17 protein-coding genes and 1 pseudogene are annotated in these 19,242 nt (G+C 70.9%); 9 read left to right on the forward strand and 9 right to left on the reverse strand.

The features are described 5' to 3' along the window. Positions 1-76: 76 nt before the first annotated feature. Positions 77-1,438, forward strand: a complete 1,362-nt coding sequence (locus OG534_RS35455) for a carotenoid oxygenase family protein (RefSeq protein WP_326586320.1) — start codon at positions 77-79, stop codon at positions 1,436-1,438. 100 nt (positions 1,439-1,538) lie between these two features. On the opposite strand, the gene OG534_RS35460 is transcribed toward OG534_RS35455, so the two are convergent. Together OG534_RS35460 and OG534_RS35465 are read right to left on the reverse strand one after the other, a co-directional pair. Continuing rightward, complete coding sequence (locus OG534_RS35460) at positions 1,539-2,753, reverse strand: hypothetical protein (RefSeq protein ID WP_326586319.1); 1,215 nt, start codon at positions 2,751-2,753, stop codon at positions 1,539-1,541. A gap of 102 nt (positions 2,754-2,855) precedes the next feature. Next, positions 2,856-3,413: a hypothetical protein gene (locus OG534_RS35465; RefSeq protein WP_326586318.1), complete on the reverse strand. Its 558-nt coding sequence runs from the start codon at positions 3,411-3,413 to the stop codon at positions 2,856-2,858. Positions 3,414-3,625: 212 nt separating this feature from the next. Here OG534_RS35465 and OG534_RS35470 point away from each other — a divergent pair, with 212 nt between their 5' ends. Further along, positions 3,626-4,867 (forward strand): erythromycin esterase family protein, encoded by a 1,242-nt coding sequence (locus tag OG534_RS35470; protein ID WP_326593262.1) that lies wholly within the window; start codon positions 3,626-3,628, stop codon positions 4,865-4,867. 82 nt (positions 4,868-4,949) lie between these two features. Here the strand turns inward: OG534_RS35470 and OG534_RS35475 are convergent, their stop codons facing one another. The 4 genes and pseudogenes from OG534_RS35475 to OG534_RS35495 form a co-directional block, all read right to left on the reverse strand. Continuing rightward, positions 4,950-5,192, reverse strand: coding sequence for a response regulator transcription factor (locus tag OG534_RS35475; RefSeq protein ID WP_326586316.1), 243 nt, complete (start codon positions 5,190-5,192; stop codon positions 4,950-4,952). Positions 5,193-5,602: 410 nt separating this feature from the next. After that, complete coding sequence (locus OG534_RS35485) at positions 5,603-6,094, reverse strand: SRPBCC family protein (RefSeq protein WP_326586315.1); 492 nt, start codon at positions 6,092-6,094, stop codon at positions 5,603-5,605. A gap of 149 nt (positions 6,095-6,243) precedes the next feature. After that, positions 6,244-6,377 (reverse strand): annotated as a pseudogene (locus OG534_RS35490) (IS5/IS1182 family transposase); the annotation flags it as partial. 80 nt (positions 6,378-6,457) lie between these two features. Then, positions 6,458-7,513 carry a helix-turn-helix domain-containing protein gene (locus OG534_RS35495; protein ID WP_326586314.1) on the reverse strand — a complete coding sequence of 352 codons (1,056 nt, stop codon included), beginning with the start codon at positions 7,511-7,513 and terminating at the stop codon, positions 6,458-6,460. A 783-nt stretch (positions 7,514-8,296) separates the two neighbouring features. Here OG534_RS35495 and OG534_RS35500 point away from each other — a divergent pair. Then, positions 8,297-9,466 (forward strand): alanine--tRNA ligase-related protein, encoded by a 1,170-nt coding sequence (locus tag OG534_RS35500; protein ID WP_326586313.1) that lies wholly within the window; start codon positions 8,297-8,299, stop codon positions 9,464-9,466. A gap of 25 nt (positions 9,467-9,491) precedes the next feature. On the opposite strand, the gene OG534_RS35505 is transcribed toward OG534_RS35500, so the two are convergent. After that, positions 9,492-9,746, reverse strand: a complete 255-nt coding sequence (locus OG534_RS35505) for a hypothetical protein (RefSeq protein ID WP_326586312.1) — start codon at positions 9,744-9,746, stop codon at positions 9,492-9,494. A gap of 250 nt (positions 9,747-9,996) precedes the next feature. On the opposite strand from OG534_RS35505, the gene OG534_RS35510 reads away from it, so the two are divergent. Further along, positions 9,997-11,232 carry a cytochrome P450 family protein gene (locus OG534_RS35510; RefSeq protein WP_326586311.1) on the forward strand — a complete coding sequence of 412 codons (1,236 nt, stop codon included), beginning with the start codon at positions 9,997-9,999 and terminating at the stop codon, positions 11,230-11,232. A gap of 311 nt (positions 11,233-11,543) precedes the next feature. On the opposite strand, the gene OG534_RS35515 is transcribed toward OG534_RS35510, so the two are convergent. Together OG534_RS35515 and OG534_RS35520 are read right to left on the reverse strand one after the other, a co-directional pair. Then, entirely contained in the window at positions 11,544-13,565 is a 2,022-nt protein-coding gene (locus tag OG534_RS35515; protein WP_326586310.1) for a DUF7019 family protein, read from the reverse strand. A gap of 247 nt (positions 13,566-13,812) precedes the next feature. Further along, positions 13,813-15,126, reverse strand: a complete 1,314-nt coding sequence (locus tag OG534_RS35520) for a cation:proton antiporter (RefSeq protein ID WP_326586309.1) — start codon at positions 15,124-15,126, stop codon at positions 13,813-13,815. Between the two features lie 417 nt (positions 15,127-15,543). Here OG534_RS35520 and OG534_RS35525 point away from each other — a divergent pair, with 417 nt between their 5' ends. The 5 genes from OG534_RS35525 (at position 15,544) to OG534_RS35545 (ending at position 19,231) form a co-directional block, all read left to right on the forward strand. After that, the gene (locus OG534_RS35525; RefSeq protein WP_326586308.1) at positions 15,544-16,167 is read left to right on the forward strand and encodes a DUF6230 family protein; all 624 of its coding nucleotides are present in this window, start codon (positions 15,544-15,546) and stop codon (positions 16,165-16,167) included. A gap of 76 nt (positions 16,168-16,243) precedes the next feature. Then, positions 16,244-16,726, forward strand: a complete 483-nt coding sequence (locus OG534_RS35530; RefSeq protein ID WP_326586307.1) for a DUF6114 domain-containing protein — start codon at positions 16,244-16,246, stop codon at positions 16,724-16,726. Positions 16,727-16,799: 73 nt separating this feature from the next. Continuing rightward, complete coding sequence (locus tag OG534_RS35535; RefSeq protein ID WP_326586306.1) at positions 16,800-17,429, forward strand: hypothetical protein; 630 nt, start codon at positions 16,800-16,802, stop codon at positions 17,427-17,429. 335 nt (positions 17,430-17,764) lie between these two features. Next, positions 17,765-18,202, forward strand: coding sequence for a hypothetical protein (locus OG534_RS35540; protein WP_326586305.1), 438 nt, complete (start codon positions 17,765-17,767; stop codon positions 18,200-18,202). A gap of 396 nt (positions 18,203-18,598) precedes the next feature. Next, the gene (locus tag OG534_RS35545; protein WP_326586304.1) at positions 18,599-19,231 is read left to right on the forward strand and encodes a hypothetical protein; all 633 of its coding nucleotides are present in this window, start codon (positions 18,599-18,601) and stop codon (positions 19,229-19,231) included. Positions 19,232-19,242 lie beyond the last annotated feature (11 nt).

Here is a 19,242-nt window from a genome sequence, read left to right on the forward strand (position 1 = left end):
CGATCCGCCCACGCACCACGCACCGCACACCACGCACAGCGCCACGCACCGCCCATCGAGAAGTGAGGTTCCTGCCATGACCCGCAAGCCTTTCCTGACCGGCCACTACGAGCCCGCCGTCGACGAGGTCACCGCCACCGGGCTGACCGTCGAGGGCAGCCTGCCGCCGGAGTTGAGCGGCCGGCTCATCCGCAACAGCCACAACCCCAAGCCGGGTGTCACCCCCACCCACTGGTTCAAGGGCAGCGGCATGGTGCACGGCATCCGCCTGCGCGAAGGCCGCGCCGAGTGGTACCGCAACCGCTGGGTGCACACCCCCGCCCTGGACGGCGCCCCCTACATGACCGAACACGGCCCCGATCTGACCGCCAGCACCGCCGGCACCCACGTCATCGAGCACGCCGGGCGCCTGCTCGCCCTGTGCGAGGCCAACTTCCCCTTCGAACTCACCCCGGACCTGGAAACCGTCGGCGCCCACGACTTCGGCGGCAAGCTGCGCAGCGCCATGACCGCCCACCCCAAGGCCGACCCGGTCACCGGCGAACTGCACTTCTTCGGCTCCTCGCCCTTCCCGCCCCACCTGATGTACTACGTCGCCGACGCCCGGGGCGACATCACGCACAGCGCCGAGATCCCCGGAGCCACGGCCTCCCTCAAGCACGACTTCGCCATCACCCGCCGGTACATCGTCTTCATCGAAGGCACGGTCACCTTCGACCCGACCGAGCACTCCGGCATCCCCTACGGCTGGAACGACGACCAGCCCGCCCGCATCGGCGTGATGCCCCGCGGTCCCGAAGGCGCCCGGCACATCCGCTGGTTCCCCATCGAGCCCGGCAACATGCTGCACGCCGCCAACGCCTACGAGGACAGCCGGGGCCGCATCGTCCTGGAAGGGCCCACCGTCGACCGCGAGGGCTTCCGGCTCTCCTGGAACTGGTGGGTCGGCGCCCCGGGCCGGGGCACCGAACCCAACACCCGCTCCTCCACGCGGCGCTGGGTCGTCGACCTGGCCGCCGGCAGCGTCGACGAGCAGATCATCGACGACCTGGCCGTCGAGTTCCCGACCCTCAACGACGAGTACCTCGGCGCGGAGCACCGCTACCAGTACGCCGTCTCCTTCCCCGACCAGAACGGCTTCGGCGGCTACGGCGTCGTCAAGTACGACCGCACCACGGGCGCCCGCCTCATCCACGAGGTCGGCGACGCCCGGCTGCCCGGCGAGGCCGTCTTCGTCCCCGCCGCCGGAGCCACCGGTGAAGACGACGGCTACCTGCTCACCGTGGTCTCCGACCTCAAGCAGGACGCCTCGCAGCTCCTCGTCCTGGACGCCTCCGGCCTCGACCGGATCGCCGCCGTCCACCTGCCCCGCCGCGTCACCGCCGGCATTCACGGCTCCTGGATCCCCGACACCGCCCTCGACGGCGTGCGGGACTGACGCACCCATCCCGGGGCACCCGGCACCCACCCGCGCCGGGGGACGAGCGGAAACCGTCCCCCGGATCCGCTCCGCCGGTCTTCGTCTCGCGCAGCCCTCCTCAGTCCTGCCAGTAGAACAGCAGCGTGTCGACGCTGAGAGGGTCGCGCGAACCGAAGTAGTAGACGCCGAGGCCGGTGACGCGGATCGAACCGGTGGCCCCGTCGATCCAGCGGAAGCCGGCCGCTTCGAGGGCGGCGCGAGCCGCGGGGTCGTCCTCGTGGTCGCCGGCGAACCGCCCCAGCGTGCTGATGAAGACCTCGCTGCCGCCGCCCTCCCCGTACCCGATCACGTGGTAGGTACCGTCGCCCTGCTGGTTGGCCTCGCCGCAGGAGACCGGGGTACGGGGAGCCAGCTCCGCCGCCGTCAGCGCGGCCGTGGCCAGGGCCAGTTGCCGCTCCTGGTCCGGCGGTTGCGGAGGCTCGGTGCACAGGGCCTCGATCCGCCAGCGCGGGTCGCTCTGCTTCTCGCACGTGTGCCCGTACTCGTGCACGATCGCCCGGCGGAGCTCCTCGTCCAGGCCGTCGACCTCCACCCGGGGGCGCCCCAACGCCTCGTACACGGCCCGGGTCTGCGCCACGTCATCGGTCATCCGGTGCAGCGCGTACGCGGCCCACAGGGCGGCGTCGGCCGTCGGAGCCCCGGCGAGGCAGGCGCGGATCTGGTCGGGGTCGGCCAGCAGCGACTGCGCGAGGTGGGCCACCTGCGGGTCGGGGTCGGCGAGCGCGTCGGTGACGTCCTCACCGGCACGGTCCCGCATGCACACGATGGCGGCCCGGTCCTCCGGCCGCCCACCACCGAGCTCGCAGAGCACCGCCTCCACCCCGTGCCGGTCCACGAGCGCGTCCAGTCCGGCCTCCCCGGCCGCCCGCCTGCTCCGCCAGGGGCTGAACGCGAGGGTCGCCAACTCGGCCGCCGCGGCGCGGTCCCCGAGGACCCCGCGCGCCTGGAGGATCGCCTCCGACATGCCGTACGCCCCCTCGCGCTGCCGGTCCTCGTGCCGCAGCCAGGGGAGGAGCTCGACCCGGTCCGAGAGGAGGCCCAGCAGGGCCTTGCGGACCGTCGCGGAGTCCTCGGCGTCGCGGACGCACGCGAGCAGTTCGTCCGCCCGGGCCCGGGGTACCCGGCCGGTGAGCGCGTCCACGCAGGCCGTTCGGCGCCACCAGGGCTGCGCACGGTCGACGGCGCACCGCGCGAGCAGGTCGGCGTCGTACGCCCGCAGCCCGGCGGCGTCGACCCGGCCGACCGCGGGCGTCAAGGTCTCGATGTTCGGCATCCGGGGATGCTACTGCGCACGCCGCCGTGCCCCGAAGGGGATTTTCCGGGTCGGCCCGGAGCCGGTCCTGGACGGAACGGCGCCGGACAGGCAGGAGGAGGGTCAACAGACCTTGCGCGCGAGATCCTCGAACGCCTTTCTCGTCATGGTGCCTTGAAGGGTCAACACCTCTCCGGCCGGCACCCCCGCGAGTTGCCCGGGGTCAAAGGTCACCGAGCCGTTGTAGGCATAGTCGTCATGGGGATCGGAGAACGCCAGCTCGTACGAGTAGCCGGCTTGCAGGGTCTGTGGGCCCCGGACCTCGGCCGCCCATCCCGAGGGCGGGGCGAACAGCGGGAAGTCCGCCGCCTCGTGCAGACCGCGGGTGTCCCAGCCGATCCAGGGATCCTCCGCCGGGGCTGCTTCCGGTGTGGTGTCCTGCGCCCCATCCGACGTTGCCTCTTCGGCAGCGCGGACGACCGAGCCCCGCAACCGGGGGGCGTGCACCCGATCGTCGTCGTCACACGGTCTCAGCAGCGCGTGTGCAGTGCCCTCTTGGTCCACGTACACCGCGGCCAGCGGATGCAGCGCCGGTGAGCACCCCGCCGCCGACAGCACGACCGCGCCGCTCAGCGCCGAAGCAAGGCACACCCGCATCGTCGTGCTCGTCCAGACCCTCACCGCTCCGTGCCTCCCCTGGCGGCCTACCCCGTCTCGCCTGCAGTCTCGCACGCGAAGATCCGCACAGACAGAGATCACCTGCCCGTCCGGTCTTCGGCGAACGGGGGGTCTTCGACACGACCCGGAACACCCACCTGACTGCCGATGCCGCCGGGTTCCGCACCCCGATTGGGTAGCCTCGGGCGGAAACGCCGGCGACGGAGGGGATGGCCGTGTCCGATGAGGTGACTGCCTGGCTGGCCCGGAGCGCGTTACCGCTGACCAGCCTGACGGCAGGCGCGCCCACCACCGACCTCCAACCGCTGAAGAGCGTGCTCGGCGGCGTACGGATCGTTGGCCTGGGGGAGGCCACCCACGGGACGCGCGAGTTCTTCCAGCTCAAGCACCGCCTGCTGGAGTTCCTGGTGACGGAGCTGGGATTCTCGGTCTTCGCCATGGAAGCGAGCGCCTCGGCGGGTGAAGCCGTGGACGCGTACGTACGCGAGGGAACCGGAGACGCCGCCAAGGTGCTTGCCGGGCTGGGGTTCTGGACCTGGCGGACCCAGGAGGTGCTGGCGATGCTCGCCTGGATGCGCACGTACAACCAGGGACGGCCGGACGACGTGAAGATACGTTTCGTAGGCATCGACCCCCAGAAGTGCGGCGATTCCCTGGCGATGCTCGATTCCTTCCTGCGTAAAGCGGCGCCCGACCGGGTGGCCGGGCTTCATTCCACGCTCGGTGTACTGGCCACGGCGCATCCGGGTTCGCGCCCCGATCCCGAGCGTCGCCTGGTGCGCGAGGCCGAGAACCTCCTGGAGTTCCTCCGGGAACACGGCCCCGAAGCGGACGACGCGCTGCGCCATGCCCGGATCCTGGTGCAGGCGGCCGACCTGGTGACGCGCGACGCACGGCACACGGACCCGGAGCAGACCGTCTTCGCGGCGCGCGACCGCTACATGGCCGACAACCTCGGCGAACTCCTGGACGAACCGTCCGTCAAGATCGCCCTGTGGGCGCACAACGGCCACATCGCCAAGAGCCGCGGCGACGGCGCCGTAGCGGCGCTGGGCGAGCACCTGGCCGCACGCTGCGGCGATGCGTACTACGCGCTCGGCCTGCTGTTCGGCAGCGGATCCTTCCGCGCCCGTCGGATGTGGCCCGGCCCCTGGACCCGCGCCGCGTCCTCCGCGGTCGTCGATCACCGGATCGGTCCCGCCCGCTCGACCGCCGTGGAAGCCCAGCTCGCCCGCGCCCACCCTGGCGACCACTTCCTGGAACTCCGCAGTGCGGCAGGTGCGCCGAGGGCCGTTCGAGAGTGGCTCGATGCCCGTCACGACATGCGGAGCTTCGGCGCCGCTGCGCCGCTGTGGACCTATCGCCTCCATCTGAGTCAGGTCACCCTGGCGAAGGAGTACGACGGGCTGGCGTACGTCGCGACCTCAACCGGCTCGGTTCCCCTCCCAGCCCCGTGAGCGACCGGTTCGCTCCGCTCCGTCGCGCGTGCGCGTCATCGGCGCAGTCGGTAACAGGAGGTGCCCTGTCGACGACTGGATGTCACAGGCCGAGGGTCACGGCCAGGCGGGTGAGCTCGGCGGTGGTGTGGACGTTCAGCTTGGCGCGGATGCGGCGGAGGTAGGCGTCGACGGTGTGCTTGGAGAGTCCCATCTGGCGGGCCGTCTGCAGGTAGGTGTGACCTGCGGCGATGTATCCCAGGGCCTCCTGCTCGCGCGGGGCCAGTGCCACTGCGGGGGCCTGCGTCTGGGGCTGGGTCTGCGGCATCGTGAGGGTGAGGCTCATGGGATTTCCTCCGCCGGATCGGCTCGGTCATCGCTGCTCACGGCTTCGGAAGCAGAGGGCTTAATGCCCTGGTTTGTTCCTGTATGAAGAGCTTGGCCGGGCGACTTCGCGAGCGTGTCCGCCGACTGTCACAGGCGTGTGACAGGCCACGAGCGCAGGCGCACGCGACGGTGTGGTCAGCCGGTACGCCGGCCCTGGATTCGGCCCGTTTCCCCAGGTCAAACCGGTACCCGGAGCGGATGACCGGCCGAGGGCCTTCGAGGATCGCCGGCGGCCCTGCCTCCGGTCGGCCTGCCGGCCGCAGGTGAGGCGACGCCATCGGGTGCCGATGCGGCGTCGGTGAACTGTGAGAAGGCCGGAGAGGTGCTGCAGGGTGCGGCTGGACAGATCGATGGCGGATGGGTCGTAGATCAGTCCTTCGCTTCGCGGACGTCCTTTCCCTGCTCGGCGAAGGCCTTGAAGTCCTGCATGTGCTGTTGCGACTGCTTGCGGAAGGTGCCGGGCATCAGGAGCCCCACCAGCCGCATCAGCAAACCGCTGAACCGGTATTCGCTCTCGCTCACCCAGAGCGTCGTCTCCGGGCCGGCTTCCGTCAGCCGGTCGCGCACGGCGCTCCACATGCCCTCGCCGACGATCTCGCGGTCGAAGTGAACGACGTGCCCTTTCGGGATCCCGCGCAGGTCTGCCGGTTCCCGGCGCGTGATGGTCTCGGTGCACTCGAACTTCTGCTTCCCCGTCTGCATCACGACCCGCGATTTGGTACCGACCTGCCCGTGCACCCCACTCAGCGGCTCGTGCAGTACCAGACCCCGCAGCCACTTCGACATGTGTGCCGGGTCGGCGAGCAGCTGTACCACCCTCTCCCGCGGCAGGGCGATCTCGATGGAAACGGTGTACTTCATGGCGGAGTGCTCCGGGTTCCCGAGTGAAATGGCATGCACGTGCAGCCTCGCCTCATGTTATTCAGTCACGTCATGTCAACGATTCCCCCGGTCCGCGTGGTCCTGGCGGATGTCGCCCTGTCAGCGGAGGGCGAGGGCACGCTGTGGCCGGCGATGACCTGCACGTTCATGCCGTGCCTCTTGGGCTTTCCTGAGCAGAGGGCCGGCCGTCGGCGATCCGGTCGATCGGCAGCCGGGTCCCGTCGAGGACCACGTACGCCTTGGCCGCGGCCGCCCGCATCGCCCGTCCACCAGGAGCTTCCGTGTGTCTGGACGCCACCCCCAACGTCAACTGCCGTCGTGCTCAAGCAGGTTGGAAACAGCTCAATGGCACTTCCCCTGCTTCAACGATGAGATGGGGGCGGCGGTCGACGCCACCCTCGGCGACTGAACCGCCTCCTGCACCCGGTCGCCGTGCGGGCGGCCGGTGCGGCGCAGGGCGGCCGGTGTGGTGCTGTACCAGCGGTGGACCGCCCGGCGCAGGGCGCGGGCGTCGGCGTAGTCGCTCCGGGCGGCTATCGCGTCGATGCTGAGGTCGGTGCTCCAGAGCAGCCGCGTGATGTGGTCCCGGCGCATGGTTTCGACCTCGTTGCTCCACGTGGTGCCGTGTTCGTCGAGGCGGCGCTGCAGGGTTCGCGTACTGACGGCCATGCGCCGCGCCACCGTGGACAGCGCGGGAGCGGTTCCGTTGTGGGCGGAGGCCAGGGCGGTACGGAACAGGTCCAGCCAGTTGTGCAGCGGGACCGCGGTGGCGAGCGTCTGCTCGGCGTGTCTGCGCAGTACGGTAGACAGGCCGGGCTGGGCGCGTGGTGTCGGGCCGGTCAGGTCGGAGGCGAGGAAGGTGATGGAGCTGACCGGGGCCTCGAACTCGATGGAGCTCGTACCGTAGAGCTCGATCAGGGCCTGGTGCCGGCGGGGTGCCTTGGCGGCCAGGGCGACGTGGACGGGAACGAGGCGCCGCTGTGCGGCTTCGCCGAGACGGCGCTGGTACAGGCCGAGCGCGCAGGCGCGGACGGCGCAGGCCGCCTCGTGGGCCAGATCGGCCTCGTTGATGTGGCTGATGGTGATCCGGTAGCCGTCCTCGGTGATCCGGAGGTTGTCCGTGCTGACGTCGACGACGGTGGCCAGGTAGGTCCCGGCGTCCCGGATCCCTTCGAGGGGGGTGGGCGCGGAGGTGATCAGGTAGTCCCAGACCCCGAGGGTGCCGATGGCCGACTGCTGTGTCAGCAGCTGGGCCACTTCGGTCCAGTGGGCGTGGACGGTCGCCAGTTCGGCGATGCGGATGCTCGTGAGCGCGGGGGGTCGGCACAGGTCGTCGTTGAGGTGCTCGGGCGCCATGCCCAGCAGGTGTGCGTATCCAGCCGCGGGTATGCCCAGCATACGTACGGCGTTGACGTTCAGCCGGGTGAGGGCGGAGGAGGTTGTTCCCTGATGTGCATGCGAGACCACAGGGGTTGAGCATAGACCAGCACGAAATACCAGATGAGTGGCGGTGCTTGGGACCTCGTGTCCCCATCACGGCGTGGAGAGTCCCCTTGTGGCGCGTTGGGTCCCCTTGCTGGCGCGCGGTGCCATGGGCCGAGGCACCTTCTCGGCCATAACGTGGCCAGGTCGGTCGGGTTGGTACGGGTGTCTCGTGCGGGCGGGCCGTGCGATGTGTGTCAGACGTGTCAGACGTGTCAGACGTGTCAGTCGTGTCAGTCGTGACCCCGGGAAACGGGGTCATCTCCGGCGCGGAGTGCGGAAGGTTCCCGCGGGAACGGACTCCCCCACGGGGGTGGGGGGCCCGCGATCCTGGGAGCGGGGTCACCTCCTGCACTCCGCGCACGTGAATCGGGTGGGTGACGGAGGGGATCCGGCGCCTCCTGCTGCCAGGCGGTACGGCAAGCGCTGCGTCGGGGCCGGGCAGGGCCTCACTGCCGGGAAAATCGTGTGCTTCGGCGGGCAGCGCCGCGTTATGGTCCCGCCATGAACGTCATCGGCTTCCACACCACCGCGACCGCGCGAGCGACCAGCTCGCCGGTTGCCGCCGCCTGACGTTCCCCTCTCCCCGGCGACCGGAAACGGTCCGTCGGTAGTGCCGTGGCACCCCTGCCCCGGTCGGATGACTGAACGGTCCCGTTCTCCGGTGCCTCCCCGCTGTGACGCGAAGGAGTCCACCTCATGAGGACGGAAGACCTGATCAGCACGTTCGTCGAGTACTTCGAAGAGCGCGGCCATCGCCGGATCGGCGGCTCGACGCTGCTGCCACCGCCCGGCGACCCTGTCCTGTTCACCACCTCCGGCATGCACCCCCTCACTCCGTACCTGGAGGGCCGCCCCCATCCGCTGGGCAAGCGGCTGGTCAACGTACAGCGCTGTCTGCGCACCACGGACCTGGAGGAGGTCGGCGACGCCACCCACCTCACGGTCTTCGAGATGCTCGGCACCTGGTCGCTGGGCGACTACGACGGCCCGCTCAGTCTCGACTGGGCCTACGGGCTGCTGACCGAGGGACTGGGCATCGACCCCGGCCTGCTGCACGCCACCGCCTACGCCGGCGACGGCGGCCGGACCCGACCGGACACCGATTCCCTTCGGCTGTGGCAGGACCGCGGGGTCCCCGTCGAACTCACCGTGGAGGACAACTGGTGGTCCAACGGACCCGTCGGACCGTGCGGCCCCGACTCGGAGATCTTCCTCTGGAGCGGCGACGGCCCGCCCCGGTCGACACCCACCCGCGACGACCGCTGGGTGGAGGTGTGGAACCACGTGACGATGAGCCACCGCCGGCTCGACGACGGTTCCCTCGTGCCCCTTCCCCAGCGCAACGTCGACACCGGACTCGGCCTGGAACGGCTGGCCTCACTGCTCCAGGGCAAGTCGTCCGTGTTCGAGTGCGACGTCTTCGACCCCTGGCGCCGCCTCGTGCCGGCCCTGTGGCCCCTGGACGAACGGTCCCTGCGTCTGGTCTGCGACCACCTGCGCTCGGCCGTCGTGGTGCTCGGCGACGGCGTGCGCCCGGCCGGCACCGGACGGGGCTACGTACTGCGCCGCCTGGTGCGGCGGGTGCTCACCGTGCTGTGGCGGGACGATCCCTCGCGAGGTGTCGAAGACCTGCCGGAGGAACTGGTCCAGCACACCCTGGACCACTTCCGGCAGGACGTGCGCCCGGGCGACGTGCTGGGGATGCTGCTGGAGGAGGAGCGCCGGTTCCGTCGGCTCCTGGAGCGTGGTCGGACGGTCCTCGCCCGCCCCCGCTTCCAAGGCCCGCTGACCGAGGAGGACTTCCACTACCTCCACGACACCCATGGTCTGCCCCGCGACCTGATCACGAGCCTGCGGCACGAGTGACGACGGGGGCAAGCGCCGCGTCCCGTCAGGACACCGGACCGCTCCCGTCCCGCAGTCGTTCCGCGAACGCCCGCGCGGCGGCCAGGTCCCCGGTGTCCGGCCGCTGCCTGTTGATGCCGCCGACGCCCGAGCCGAACCCCACGAGGTCGGCGCCGGCCAGTTCCCCCAGGTCGACCTCCGCGGGGGCGACGACCTTCGCGCCCAGTACCGGGGCCATGGTGTCGGCGACGCGACGGGTATTGCCGTGCGACACGGAGACGCACACGATGACGGTCCTCATCCTGACGATCCCTTCTCTCGCTTCCGAAGCGAGGACCGCGCAGCCGCCCCGGATGTGACGCCGCCCCCATGTGACCGCGGCCACATGCGCCGGGGGAGCGGCCGGCCGGCTGGCGGGCCCGGTGGCCGGTGCGGGGTGACCGCGGACGTGCGCGGACGCCGACGCGCAGGACCGGGAAACCTGCATTCATCACGATTCAGGCATATATCCTCACTTTCCGTAGCGAGGCTGACGTACTCCTGGAGGCATCATGAGCGAGCGGCCGGTCCTTCTGCCCTACGCCGACCCGGCCTTCGTCGCGGACCCCTTCTCGCTGTACCGGCGACTGCGCGAGGACGGCCCGGTGCGCCGGGTCGTCATCGCGGGCGGCCTGGACGCCTGGATCGTCACCCGTTACGAGGACGGTCTGGAGGCCCTGTCCGACCCGCGCCTCAGCAGTGACGTACGCGACGCCTCGGACACCCGGCTCCTGGCGCAGCTGCCCGACACGGAGCGCGAGTCGATGCTGAGCAACATGCTCCGCAGCGACCCGCCCGACCACACCCGCCTGCGCCGCCTGGTCTCCAAGGCGTTCACCGCGCGCAGGGTGGCCGAGATGCGGCCCCGGATCCAGTTCCTCACCGACCAGCTGCTGGACAAGGTCGTCCCGGCCGGCCGCGCCGATCTCGTCGCGGACTTCGCGCTGCCGCTCCCGGTCACGGTCATCAGCGAACTGCTCGGGGTGCCGGTGGACGACCGTCACGACTTCCAGCGCTGGACCGACCGCATGATCATGCGGGGCGCGGAGCCGCCGGACCCCGCCGTGGTGAACGAGGCGTGGCAGCACATGCGCGCCTACGTGACCGAGCTGATCCGGGCCAAACGGGCTCACCCCGGCGACGACCTGCTCAGCGGCCTCATCACCGCCCGGGACGAGGAACAGCGGCTCACCGAAGACGAGTTGATCGCCATGGTGTTCCTGCTGCTGGCCGCCGGCTACATCACCACGGTCAACCTGATCGCCGGCGGCATCGCCATGCTGCTCGCCCACCCCGGCCAGCTCGACCTGCTGCGCGCCGACCCCGAACTGCCGGCGGGCGCGATCGAGGAGTTCCTCCGCTACGACGGCCCGGTCAGCCCCGGCATCGCCCGGTTCGCGCGCGAGGACGTCGAGATCGCGGGCGTGGCCATCCCGCGCGGCGCGACCGTACTGATCGCCTCGGCCATCGCCGACCGCGACCCGGCACGGTTCCCCGACCCCGACCGCCTGGACGTCACCCGGCAGGACAACGCCCACCTCGCGTTCGGGCACGGCATCCACTACTGCCTGGGCGCCCCGCTGGCCCGGCTGGAGGGACACATCGCCATCGGCACCGCCCTGCGCCGCCTCCCCGGACTCGCTCTTGCCGTGGCTCCGGACGAGATCCGCTGGCGCCCGGGCGGCCTGCGCGGCCCCCTGAGCCTGCCGGTGACCTTCACCCCCGGCGGCCGGGACGCCAAGGGCTGACGCGGTCCCCAACGCCAGGTTCCACGGTCGCCCCCCGAACGACCAACAGCTGGGGCGGAGCGCATGGGAGTTCCGCACCGCGGTGGCTCGGCTCGTCTCGGGGGAGACGGAAACGAGGGCGCAGTCCGAGGTCGAACCGACCGCCGCGTACTCCTTCAGCTCCGGTCCCGGGAACTGGATGACGGACTCGTATGCTCCGAACTCACCGCATGCCCTGCCCGGTGAAGCGGGACCGTCCCGAATGCCTCGACGCCACAGGTGGCGTGCGGTGCGGCACCACGGTGCGCGCCCGGGCCGCCGGGCCCCTCGGCTCACCCGGACGGTACCGTCGCCGGCCGCAGGCGGATCCTGGTCGCGGACGGGAGCGCGGTGGGTTCCGCGGCCGGGTCCAGGGGGTGGTGGGCGGGGTCGCCGGGGAGTTGGTACTCCCAGGCCAGCGAGCGCGTCACCACGCCGGTGACGGGGTGGTCCCGGTAGTAGTGGACCCAGTCCGGCCAGCTCAGGGTCCGGGCCTCGGCGGCCTGCGCGCCGAGCCGCCGGCGCTCCTCCGCCACGGTCTCCTCGATCCGCTTCGCGGTGCGCTGGACCAGGGTGATGCTGTCGGCCCGCATCGGGGTCTTGTAGCCGTTCGGGCAGCGGAAGGGGGCCGTGGTGCGGGTGACCCGGTCCCCATCGGTCCACTCGACGGTGACCCGGCCGTTGTCCTCCAGGGTGATCACCGCGTCGATCGAGGCGTTCCACCACAGTGCGCCGCGCCCGATCCAGCCGATCGTCAGCGTCCGGTCGGGTTCCAGGCCGTGGCGGGACACGGTGCGTTCGGCCCGTTCGTGCGAGGGTACCCCGAGGCGGGCCGCGGCCCGCTTCACGGACTTCACCAGGACGCCATGCGGATGCATCGAGGTGGTGACCTGGTAGTGCAGGGTCCACAGCGCCTCCATGGCGCCGGGGCCGGGCAGATCGCCGAGGGCGGTGAACGCGGCGCCGGCGATGCCGTGGTCCACGCGGTAGTAGGTGTCCATGGCCTGCGCGTTCTTGCGCGCGACGAGGGCGAGGGCGGCGCTCAGTCCGTCGGTGTCCTCGCGCAGCCAGCCGGCGGCGAGGAGGAAGCCGATCGCCAGGCTGCGGGCCCGGGAGGGCGGCTTGACCTGCCCGAGGTCGCGGATCACCGCGTCGGGGTCGCTCATGTTGTGGAAGGACCCGTCCCGGGCCAGTTCGCGCACCGCGTAGCGCACCAGTTCAGCGGCGCCGTCCGCCTTGAGCAGTGCCTTCGCCCGCCGCTTCCACACCGCGTCGACCTTGTAGCGCCAGTTCCAGAACGCATCGGCCGTCGCGAGGTGCAGCAGCAGTTCGGTCAGGTCGGGCGACAGGCCGGTGAGCCGTTCGCGGGTGCGGCCGCTCCAGTCGTTGCCGGGTTCGAACAGGTTCGTCACAAGATCGTTCATACGGTCATCCTGCGGCACGCCGCTGACAGCGCCGGGAGCCGGCTCCGCCCAGGTGAGACGAGCGGGGCGGCCCGCCCGCAATCGGCTTGTCAACTCCCTTGTACGGCACGCAAGGTAGGTGGCCATGACCGTGGGGAGCTGGAAGCGCGGCGATGTCGTCCTCGGGCTGTACGAGGTGCTCGACGTGCTCGACGGCGGCGGCATGGGGCTGGTGTACCGGGTCCGGCACCGCGAGTGGAACACGGATCTCGCGATCAAGGTGCCGCGTTCGGAGCCGGCCGCCACGGCCGCGCAGCGCGCCCGCTTCGAGGGCGAGGCGGCACCTGGGTCGGGCTCGGCCTGCATCCGAACGTGGTCAACTGCCTGTACGTGCGCCGGGTCGAGGATCACCCGCGCGTGTTCGCCGAGTGGGTCGACGAGGGCCTCGGGGTCGGCGGCCGCGTCCTGCGGGGCGAGCGCCGCCAGTCGGTCGAGCAGGACGGGCGGGAGCGAGGCGCTCAGCAGGCTCTGCTCGGGCGGGGCCGCCGCCACGGTACCGAGGAGGTGTCCGGCGGAGCCGCCCAGCCCGACGACGGTGTGCTCGCTGCGGCCGCCGAAGTGGACGGTGCCGCCGTCGCCGATCGCGCCCCACTGCATCGGCAGGACCCCGTGGACGTACTGCCCCGGCTCGTCCACGTGCCCGAGGTCGGCGTGATCCTCCAGGTGACGCGGTACGCGCTCCAGCCGGGCGACGCGGTCGGCCCCGGGAGCCTCGATGCTCCGCTTCGCGCCCGCCACGGTCAGCCCGAGGCTCAGCTCCGTGACCCGCTTGCGCCCCCATGCCGGATCGATCTGCGACAGCAGCATGTCGACCTTGGCGTCACTGATGTACAGGTAATAGCGGACCGACATTCCCGCTGTCTCCCCTGCGCGGCACGAGCCTGGCCATGGTACCCACCAACTCCCGCCCATGGCCGAACGATCCGGCCAACCGCCCGCGGCTGCCGGGAGCCGCGGGCGGCACCGCTCAGCGCTCGTCGTGGGTGCCGACCGCAGCGCCGGCGAAGGAGGAGGCGGCTGAGCCCCGCTGAGGAGCCCCCAAGGTCAACGACGGGCCGACTGTCCCGAACATGCCGAATCCGCGCCGAGTGGCGCCGCGTCACGCCTCGGGCCGGTCCCGGAGGCCGAGCCCGCGGCGTGCGGGGGGCGTGGGTACGGGGGTGCCCTCGCGCAGATCAGGGGAGGCGGCCGCTGCCTTCTCGTGCCAGCGGCCGTACCGCTCGGCGAGGGGTACGGCGGAGACGCCGTGCAGGAGGACACTGAGGCCGACGGTGATCGCGACCACCCTCCCCAGGAGTTCCACCCCCGGAACGTGTTCCTCCACGACGAGCAGCGCCAGCACCACGGACGCGAGACCGCGTGGCCCGAACCAGCCGATGTACGCCACCGTGCGGGGCCGTAGTCCGCTCCCGGCAAGCGAGAGGGCCACCGGCAGCATCCTGACCACGGTGAGGCTCAGCACCGCGTACAGACAGATCCGCCAGCTCAGATGCTCCAGTGCAGGGCCGAGCAGCACCGCCCCGAAGACGAGGAGGCTGATCGCCGCCAGGAGTCCTCCGAGGGTTTCGCTGAACTCGACCGTCCGGTCGGGGTCTTCCTTCTCACCGCCGACCGGGGAGTGGCGCATGGCGAACCCGCAGGCGAAGCCGGCCACCCAGGCGGCGATGAAGCCGCTGCCTTCCGTCACGACGGCGAGTTCGTACGCCGCTGCCGCGACGGCCGGCAGGTAGACCTGCCGCCACTCCCATGCGACCCATCCCCGGGAGCGTGACCACTGGAGCAGTCGGCCTCCCAGCCACCCGATCAGCAGACCGATGGCCGTGCTCAGCACCAGGGCGCGCCAGAAGACTCCCGCGACGCCCTCCTGTGCGTAGTGCGTGCCCGGGATGGCTGCGAGGAAGAGGATGAAGAAGGGCAGCACCATGCCGTCGTTCAGGCCGCTTTCGACATTCAGTCCGTGACGTACGAGCGCCGGTACCCGCGGGTGGGACATCGCGGTCTTTCCGAGGGCGGCGTCGGTCGGGGCGAGGATGGTGCCGACCAAGGCGAGCTCCCACATCGTCAGCCCCGGCAGCAGGGGCCACGCGAGGAGCCAGCCCGCGCCGATGCTCAGGGGCAGTCCGATACTCAGCAGACGACCGGGCAGAAAGCCACCGGTCCGAAGGTCCCGTCTGCGCACCGACAGGGCATCGGTGAACAGCACGAGCACCAGAGTGACTTCGAGCAGCGCAACGATCGGCGCGGCGTCCTGCTCCAGGTTGACGATGTCCAGCACGGCCGGCCCGAGGAGAACGCCGCAGCCGACGAACACGATCGCCGACGACAGCGGCGTCGAGGACAGCCGACGCGAGCCCAGCGCGTACGCCGCCGTGACGGCCGCCACCGTCGCAACGGTCCAGGCGCCACTGCTCATGTACCAGCCCTCCAGATTCACCCGCCGGACCCTGCCGGCCGGTCGTCGGCGCCTTCGCCCCGGTCTGCGACGGCCCCGCTGATCCCGCAGGACCACACCCGTGACCACCTTCTACAGGTCGACTGAGCGCGACAGGCCGACGTCGGCAAGGACACGCCGCGTGGGGCCACCCAGGAGCTGGAGCGGCGGGGGGCCTGGCCACGGCGCGCCCGTTCGGTCCGCGTCGCCATGTCGGCGGACCACATCACTGCACCGCGTGTCATCCGGATGCCGCAACGGAGACTGCATCACCCGTCTGGCCGACCTGGAGTGCCGTCCGCTGCCGCACCCGGAAGCCTAGGATCCGCCACTAGACGGAGGGACGTCGCCTGCCCCCGTCGGGAGTCGCCGGGCCACCTCGTGATCGGAGGAGACGGAATGCTGCTTCGCGCCGGCAGGACTTCCTGGAAGCGCTTCGCCGCCGTTCTCGTCCCCAGTGTCACGGCGGCAGCGGCCCTGGGTATCAGCATGGCGCAAGGGGCGCTGGCCGCGTCGTTCTTCATCTCCGGCCAGAAGTTCCCGGTGTCCGTGGACACTCTGAACGCCCATGGACTGAGCATCTACGGCATGGTGGACGTGACCAGGAAGGGCGCCCTCGTGCCGGTCGTGGTCACCGGGGCCAGCCGTGCGGAAATCAGCGGGCTGTGCTTGTCGGTGGTGGTCCCGATCCCGGTCCTGGGCCCGTACACGCTCAGGCTCACCGGCGGCGAAAAGAGCCAGGTCCAGGCGAAGAACTTGTTCCTCGACGCGACCTCCCTGTCGATCGGGCAGGCAAATTTCGACGGCATCGACATCGGTGTGGCGGCCGGAGCCGTCAGCAAGGGCCCCATCAATCCGGCGGACAGGAGTTCCCGGTTCTTCGATCCCAACGGCTTTGCCCAGCAGGCGGATTCGGCCACCCTGAGCGACGTGCACGCGACCACGGTCGCGGTCTCGGCCGCGACGTTCAACATTCCGGACCTCGATGTGCAACTCAAGCAAGGCCAACACGAGTGCTTCTGACCCCCGGAACGGAACACTCACCTTTCACGCCCACTCGCCCCATGCACCCGCCCGCCGCGCACGAGGGAAAGGCCACGTGTTCCCCAATCCATTCGGCAGACGCCGGAATTCACGCGTCGCTGCCGCCGGCGCCCGACAGCGATTCAGGATCTGGCGGAACGAACGTCCCTTCTGGGCGGGACTGTTCACGCTCGCGGCGGGGCTGCCCGTCATCTACATCCCGTACGCAAACCTGAACTTCGGCGCCATCCCACTGGCACTGTCGACCGTTGGCGGCTCGGGGTCGCTGATCATCGGGGTCCTCCTCGTGGCCCTGGGCATCTCCCTCTGGTTCCACCAGCAGGTGCGCGTGCTCGCCGGGATCACGGTCATTCTGCTTGCCCTCATCTCGTTTCCCGTCGCCAATTTCGGAGGCCTCCTCATCGGGTTGTTCTCCGGCCTGATCGGCGGATCCCTGGCCTGTGCCTGGATCCCTCCGACGGGCACCACCGAGCCACAGCCCGCAACGAACCGTGCACCAACGACCATCCCCGCGCGTGAGGAGCACGGTGAGAAGTGACGACCTGACCGGTCGTACAGCAAGCGGACAGGAACCAGGGCCCGGCCATCCGAGCAGCGCGATGAAGAGCCGCGTGACCGGCCGACTGCTGAGGCCCCTCGTCTGCGCGCTGGCAGCAGCAGCGCTGTCCGTGGTCCTACCGCTCGCCACACCAGCGGCCTCGAAGGCGTTACTCGCCGACGGTATCCGCACCTCCAAGACACCAGCCGGGACCGGCACGCCGACCGACCACCCGCCGACCCGCCCGGCGAACGCCCCCTGGGTACTGCGCGCCGACAGGCTCGTGCTCCACGACAGTGCCTTCCACGGCGTGGTCACCGTGCGGACTGCGGCCGGGTCCGAGCGGGCCCTGAAGTTCACCGTGCGGTCGCTGGACATCGGCGATCTCGACCTGACGGTGGGCCGCGGCAGCTCCGCAATGCGCCTGCGGGCCAAGCCCACGACCACATCCACGGTCACGGGCAAGGACGTGGTGACTCTGTACACCCAGAAGCTGTCCGGCACAGTGATCGGCCTGGGCGGCGCTCCGCTGCCGACGGACCGCAGCGTCACCGTCACACCCGACGCCCTGCCCCCGTGGCTCGCTCACCCCGCTGTTCCCACCCGCACCCTTACCTTCGAGAATGTGACCGTCTCACAGATCGCCTCGGTCAGCGGCAACATGTCCATCACCGGGCCGGCCCTCAGCACCACTGACGGGTAACCCGCGCAATTCGGCCGCCCGCGGAGAGGGACGCGTGGCTGGACACTGTGGTCATCCAGCGGGCGAGGCCTCCGACGTGCAACTTCCCCCACACGCTACAGGCGGTGGCGTACTGCGGCGCCGGTGATGCCGGGTGCGTGCCAGGCTACCGAGGCTGAAGGGTCTTTACCGTGGTGAGCGTGGCATGCGGTCCAGTTGCTGCATCGCTTTGCCGAAGGTCTTGTCCACACGACTGCGGCCGGCGCGCAGGCCCTCGGCTTGGACGCGGTGCGGCTCCTGCGCTCCGGCGGGGCCAGTCCTTGCGGGAGAGCTCGGCGAGGACGTGGGAGGGTGCCGTGGCACCAGCCGAGGTAGCCGGCGGCTGGTCCCTCTACGTCAAGGACGGCCACCTCCACTACGCCCACAACTACGTCCAGCGAGCCCTGCACCACGTGGTCTCCGGCGAGAGCGTGCCCGAGGGGCGGCATGCGCTGCGTTTCGAGTTCGAGCCCACCGGCGCCCCGGACATCGCCCACGGCAAGGGCGCACCCGGCCTCGCCCAGCTCTACATCGACGGCCGCCTCGTCGGACAGAGCGACATGCCGGTCACCACCCCGATCACCTTCAATCCGGGCGGCATGGCCTGCGGCGCCAACCCCGGTTCTGCCGTCACCCCCGACTACCAGGCCCCGTTCCCCTTCACCGGCACCCTCCACAGCGTCACCGTCGACCTGTCCGGCGACCTCATCGTCGACGCCGAAAGCGAGATGCGCATGCACATGGCCCGCCAGTAGGCCGGCTGCCCCACGACAGGCCGGTCACCGGCGAGTCCACGCGGGCAGGTGCAGGCCAGCACCACCCGGCCGGGTGCGCGCAGTCCAGGAGCTTCCTCCATCGGTGGTTGAGCCCGCCGCGCCGCCCGCGGCCGCAGCGTCCCAGTCGGCGAAGACGCCCGACGGACGGGTTGATCGGCGACAGCGTCCGCGCAGACGTGTCCTGAACGGCACGACGCGACGCCCCCGCGGCCGACGGGCCGCGGGGGCGTCGAGCCGAGCATGGGCGCGCCGTGGTCGACGTACCCCTGTGCACCTCCGTCCTCGCCCTTGATCACCGCAGTGAGATCATCGGACCTGGACCGGACGTGCGCAGAGAGGCTGAGCGTGACCCAGGGGCGAGTGACGTATGAAGTGATGACCACGGTGCACCCACCAGCCGTCGCCTGGAGCGATCAACATGGGCAGCAGGGCGGAGCCGCCCGGCTCTGCCGCGATGTCAACGCCCCCGCGTTGGACCGGCTCCGCTCCGTACGGGCCTTCCACATCGTTCCGGATGGCCAGGCTCCGAGCGCCCGTGTCGTCACCGAGCAGGCCCTGGGATCGCGCCTCAGCGGCCGCCCCGCCGTCTACCGTGTCGAGGACCCGTTCGGCATGCCGCTCGGGCGGATCACGCTGCGCCGCCGCCGTTTCCTCCGGTTCGGCCGGAAGCGGTGGACCGTGGAGCCCGCGGCGGGCCCCGTGCTCCACGGCTACCGGGGCCGCCTCGTGTGGTGGGCGTTGTGGTGGCCGTTCGGCCTCCCCGTGAGTTTGCTGTGCCTCATCCTCTCCATCCTGGGCGATGGTGACGGCGGGTTCGATTCACCCCGGCGCATCATCTGGCGCGACGACTCGGGCCGGGCGCACTTCGTCTTCCGCGGCATGGAGGCCGACGACTTCCAGGTGCTGGTCCCCGGCTGGGACCCCCGCCTGGTCACCGCGCTCGTGGGTCTCCACCAGGCATGTGAGCCATCGGAGGCAGCGGGAGCCGACGGCTGGTACGGGCCGTGAGGGAGCCGGGA

This window comes from Streptomyces sp. NBC_01294 (assembly GCF_035917235.1).
Classification (GTDB): domain Bacteria; phylum Actinomycetota; class Actinomycetes; order Streptomycetales; family Streptomycetaceae; genus Streptomyces; species Streptomyces caledonius.

What these genes read in the sequence shown, in the direction of transcription:
- OG534_RS35455 (WP_326586320.1), top strand. Translation starts at nt 77, where the DNA reads ATGACCCGCAAGCCTTTCCTGACCGGCCACTACGAGCCCGCCGTCGAC.
- OG534_RS35460 (WP_326586319.1), bottom strand. Translation starts at nt 2,753, where the DNA reads ATGCCGAACATCGAGACCTTGACGCCCGCGGTCGGCCGGGTCGACGCC.
- OG534_RS35475 (WP_326586316.1), bottom strand. Translation starts at nt 5,192, where the DNA reads ATGAGCCTCACCCTCACGATGCCGCAGACCCAGCCCCAGACGCAGGCC.
- OG534_RS35485 (WP_326586315.1), bottom strand. Translation starts at nt 6,094, where the DNA reads ATGAAGTACACCGTTTCCATCGAGATCGCCCTGCCGCGGGAGAGGGTG.
- OG534_RS35495 (WP_326586314.1), bottom strand. Translation starts at nt 7,513, where the DNA reads ATGCTGGGCATACCCGCGGCTGGATACGCACACCTGCTGGGCATGGCG.
- OG534_RS35500 (WP_326586313.1), top strand. Translation starts at nt 8,297, where the DNA reads ATGAGGACGGAAGACCTGATCAGCACGTTCGTCGAGTACTTCGAAGAG.
- OG534_RS35505 (WP_326586312.1), bottom strand. Translation starts at nt 9,746, where the DNA reads ATGAGGACCGTCATCGTGTGCGTCTCCGTGTCGCACGGCAATACCCGT.
- OG534_RS35510 (WP_326586311.1), top strand. Translation starts at nt 9,997, where the DNA reads ATGAGCGAGCGGCCGGTCCTTCTGCCCTACGCCGACCCGGCCTTCGTC.
- OG534_RS35515 (WP_326586310.1), bottom strand. Translation starts at nt 13,565, where the DNA reads ATGTCGGTCCGCTATTACCTGTACATCAGTGACGCCAAGGTCGACATG.
- OG534_RS35520 (WP_326586309.1), bottom strand. Translation starts at nt 15,126, where the DNA reads ATGAGCAGTGGCGCCTGGACCGTTGCGACGGTGGCGGCCGTCACGGCG.
- OG534_RS35525 (WP_326586308.1), top strand. Translation starts at nt 15,544, where the DNA reads ATGCTGCTTCGCGCCGGCAGGACTTCCTGGAAGCGCTTCGCCGCCGTT.
- OG534_RS35545 (WP_326586304.1), top strand. Translation starts at nt 18,599, where the DNA reads ATGACCACGGTGCACCCACCAGCCGTCGCCTGGAGCGATCAACATGGG.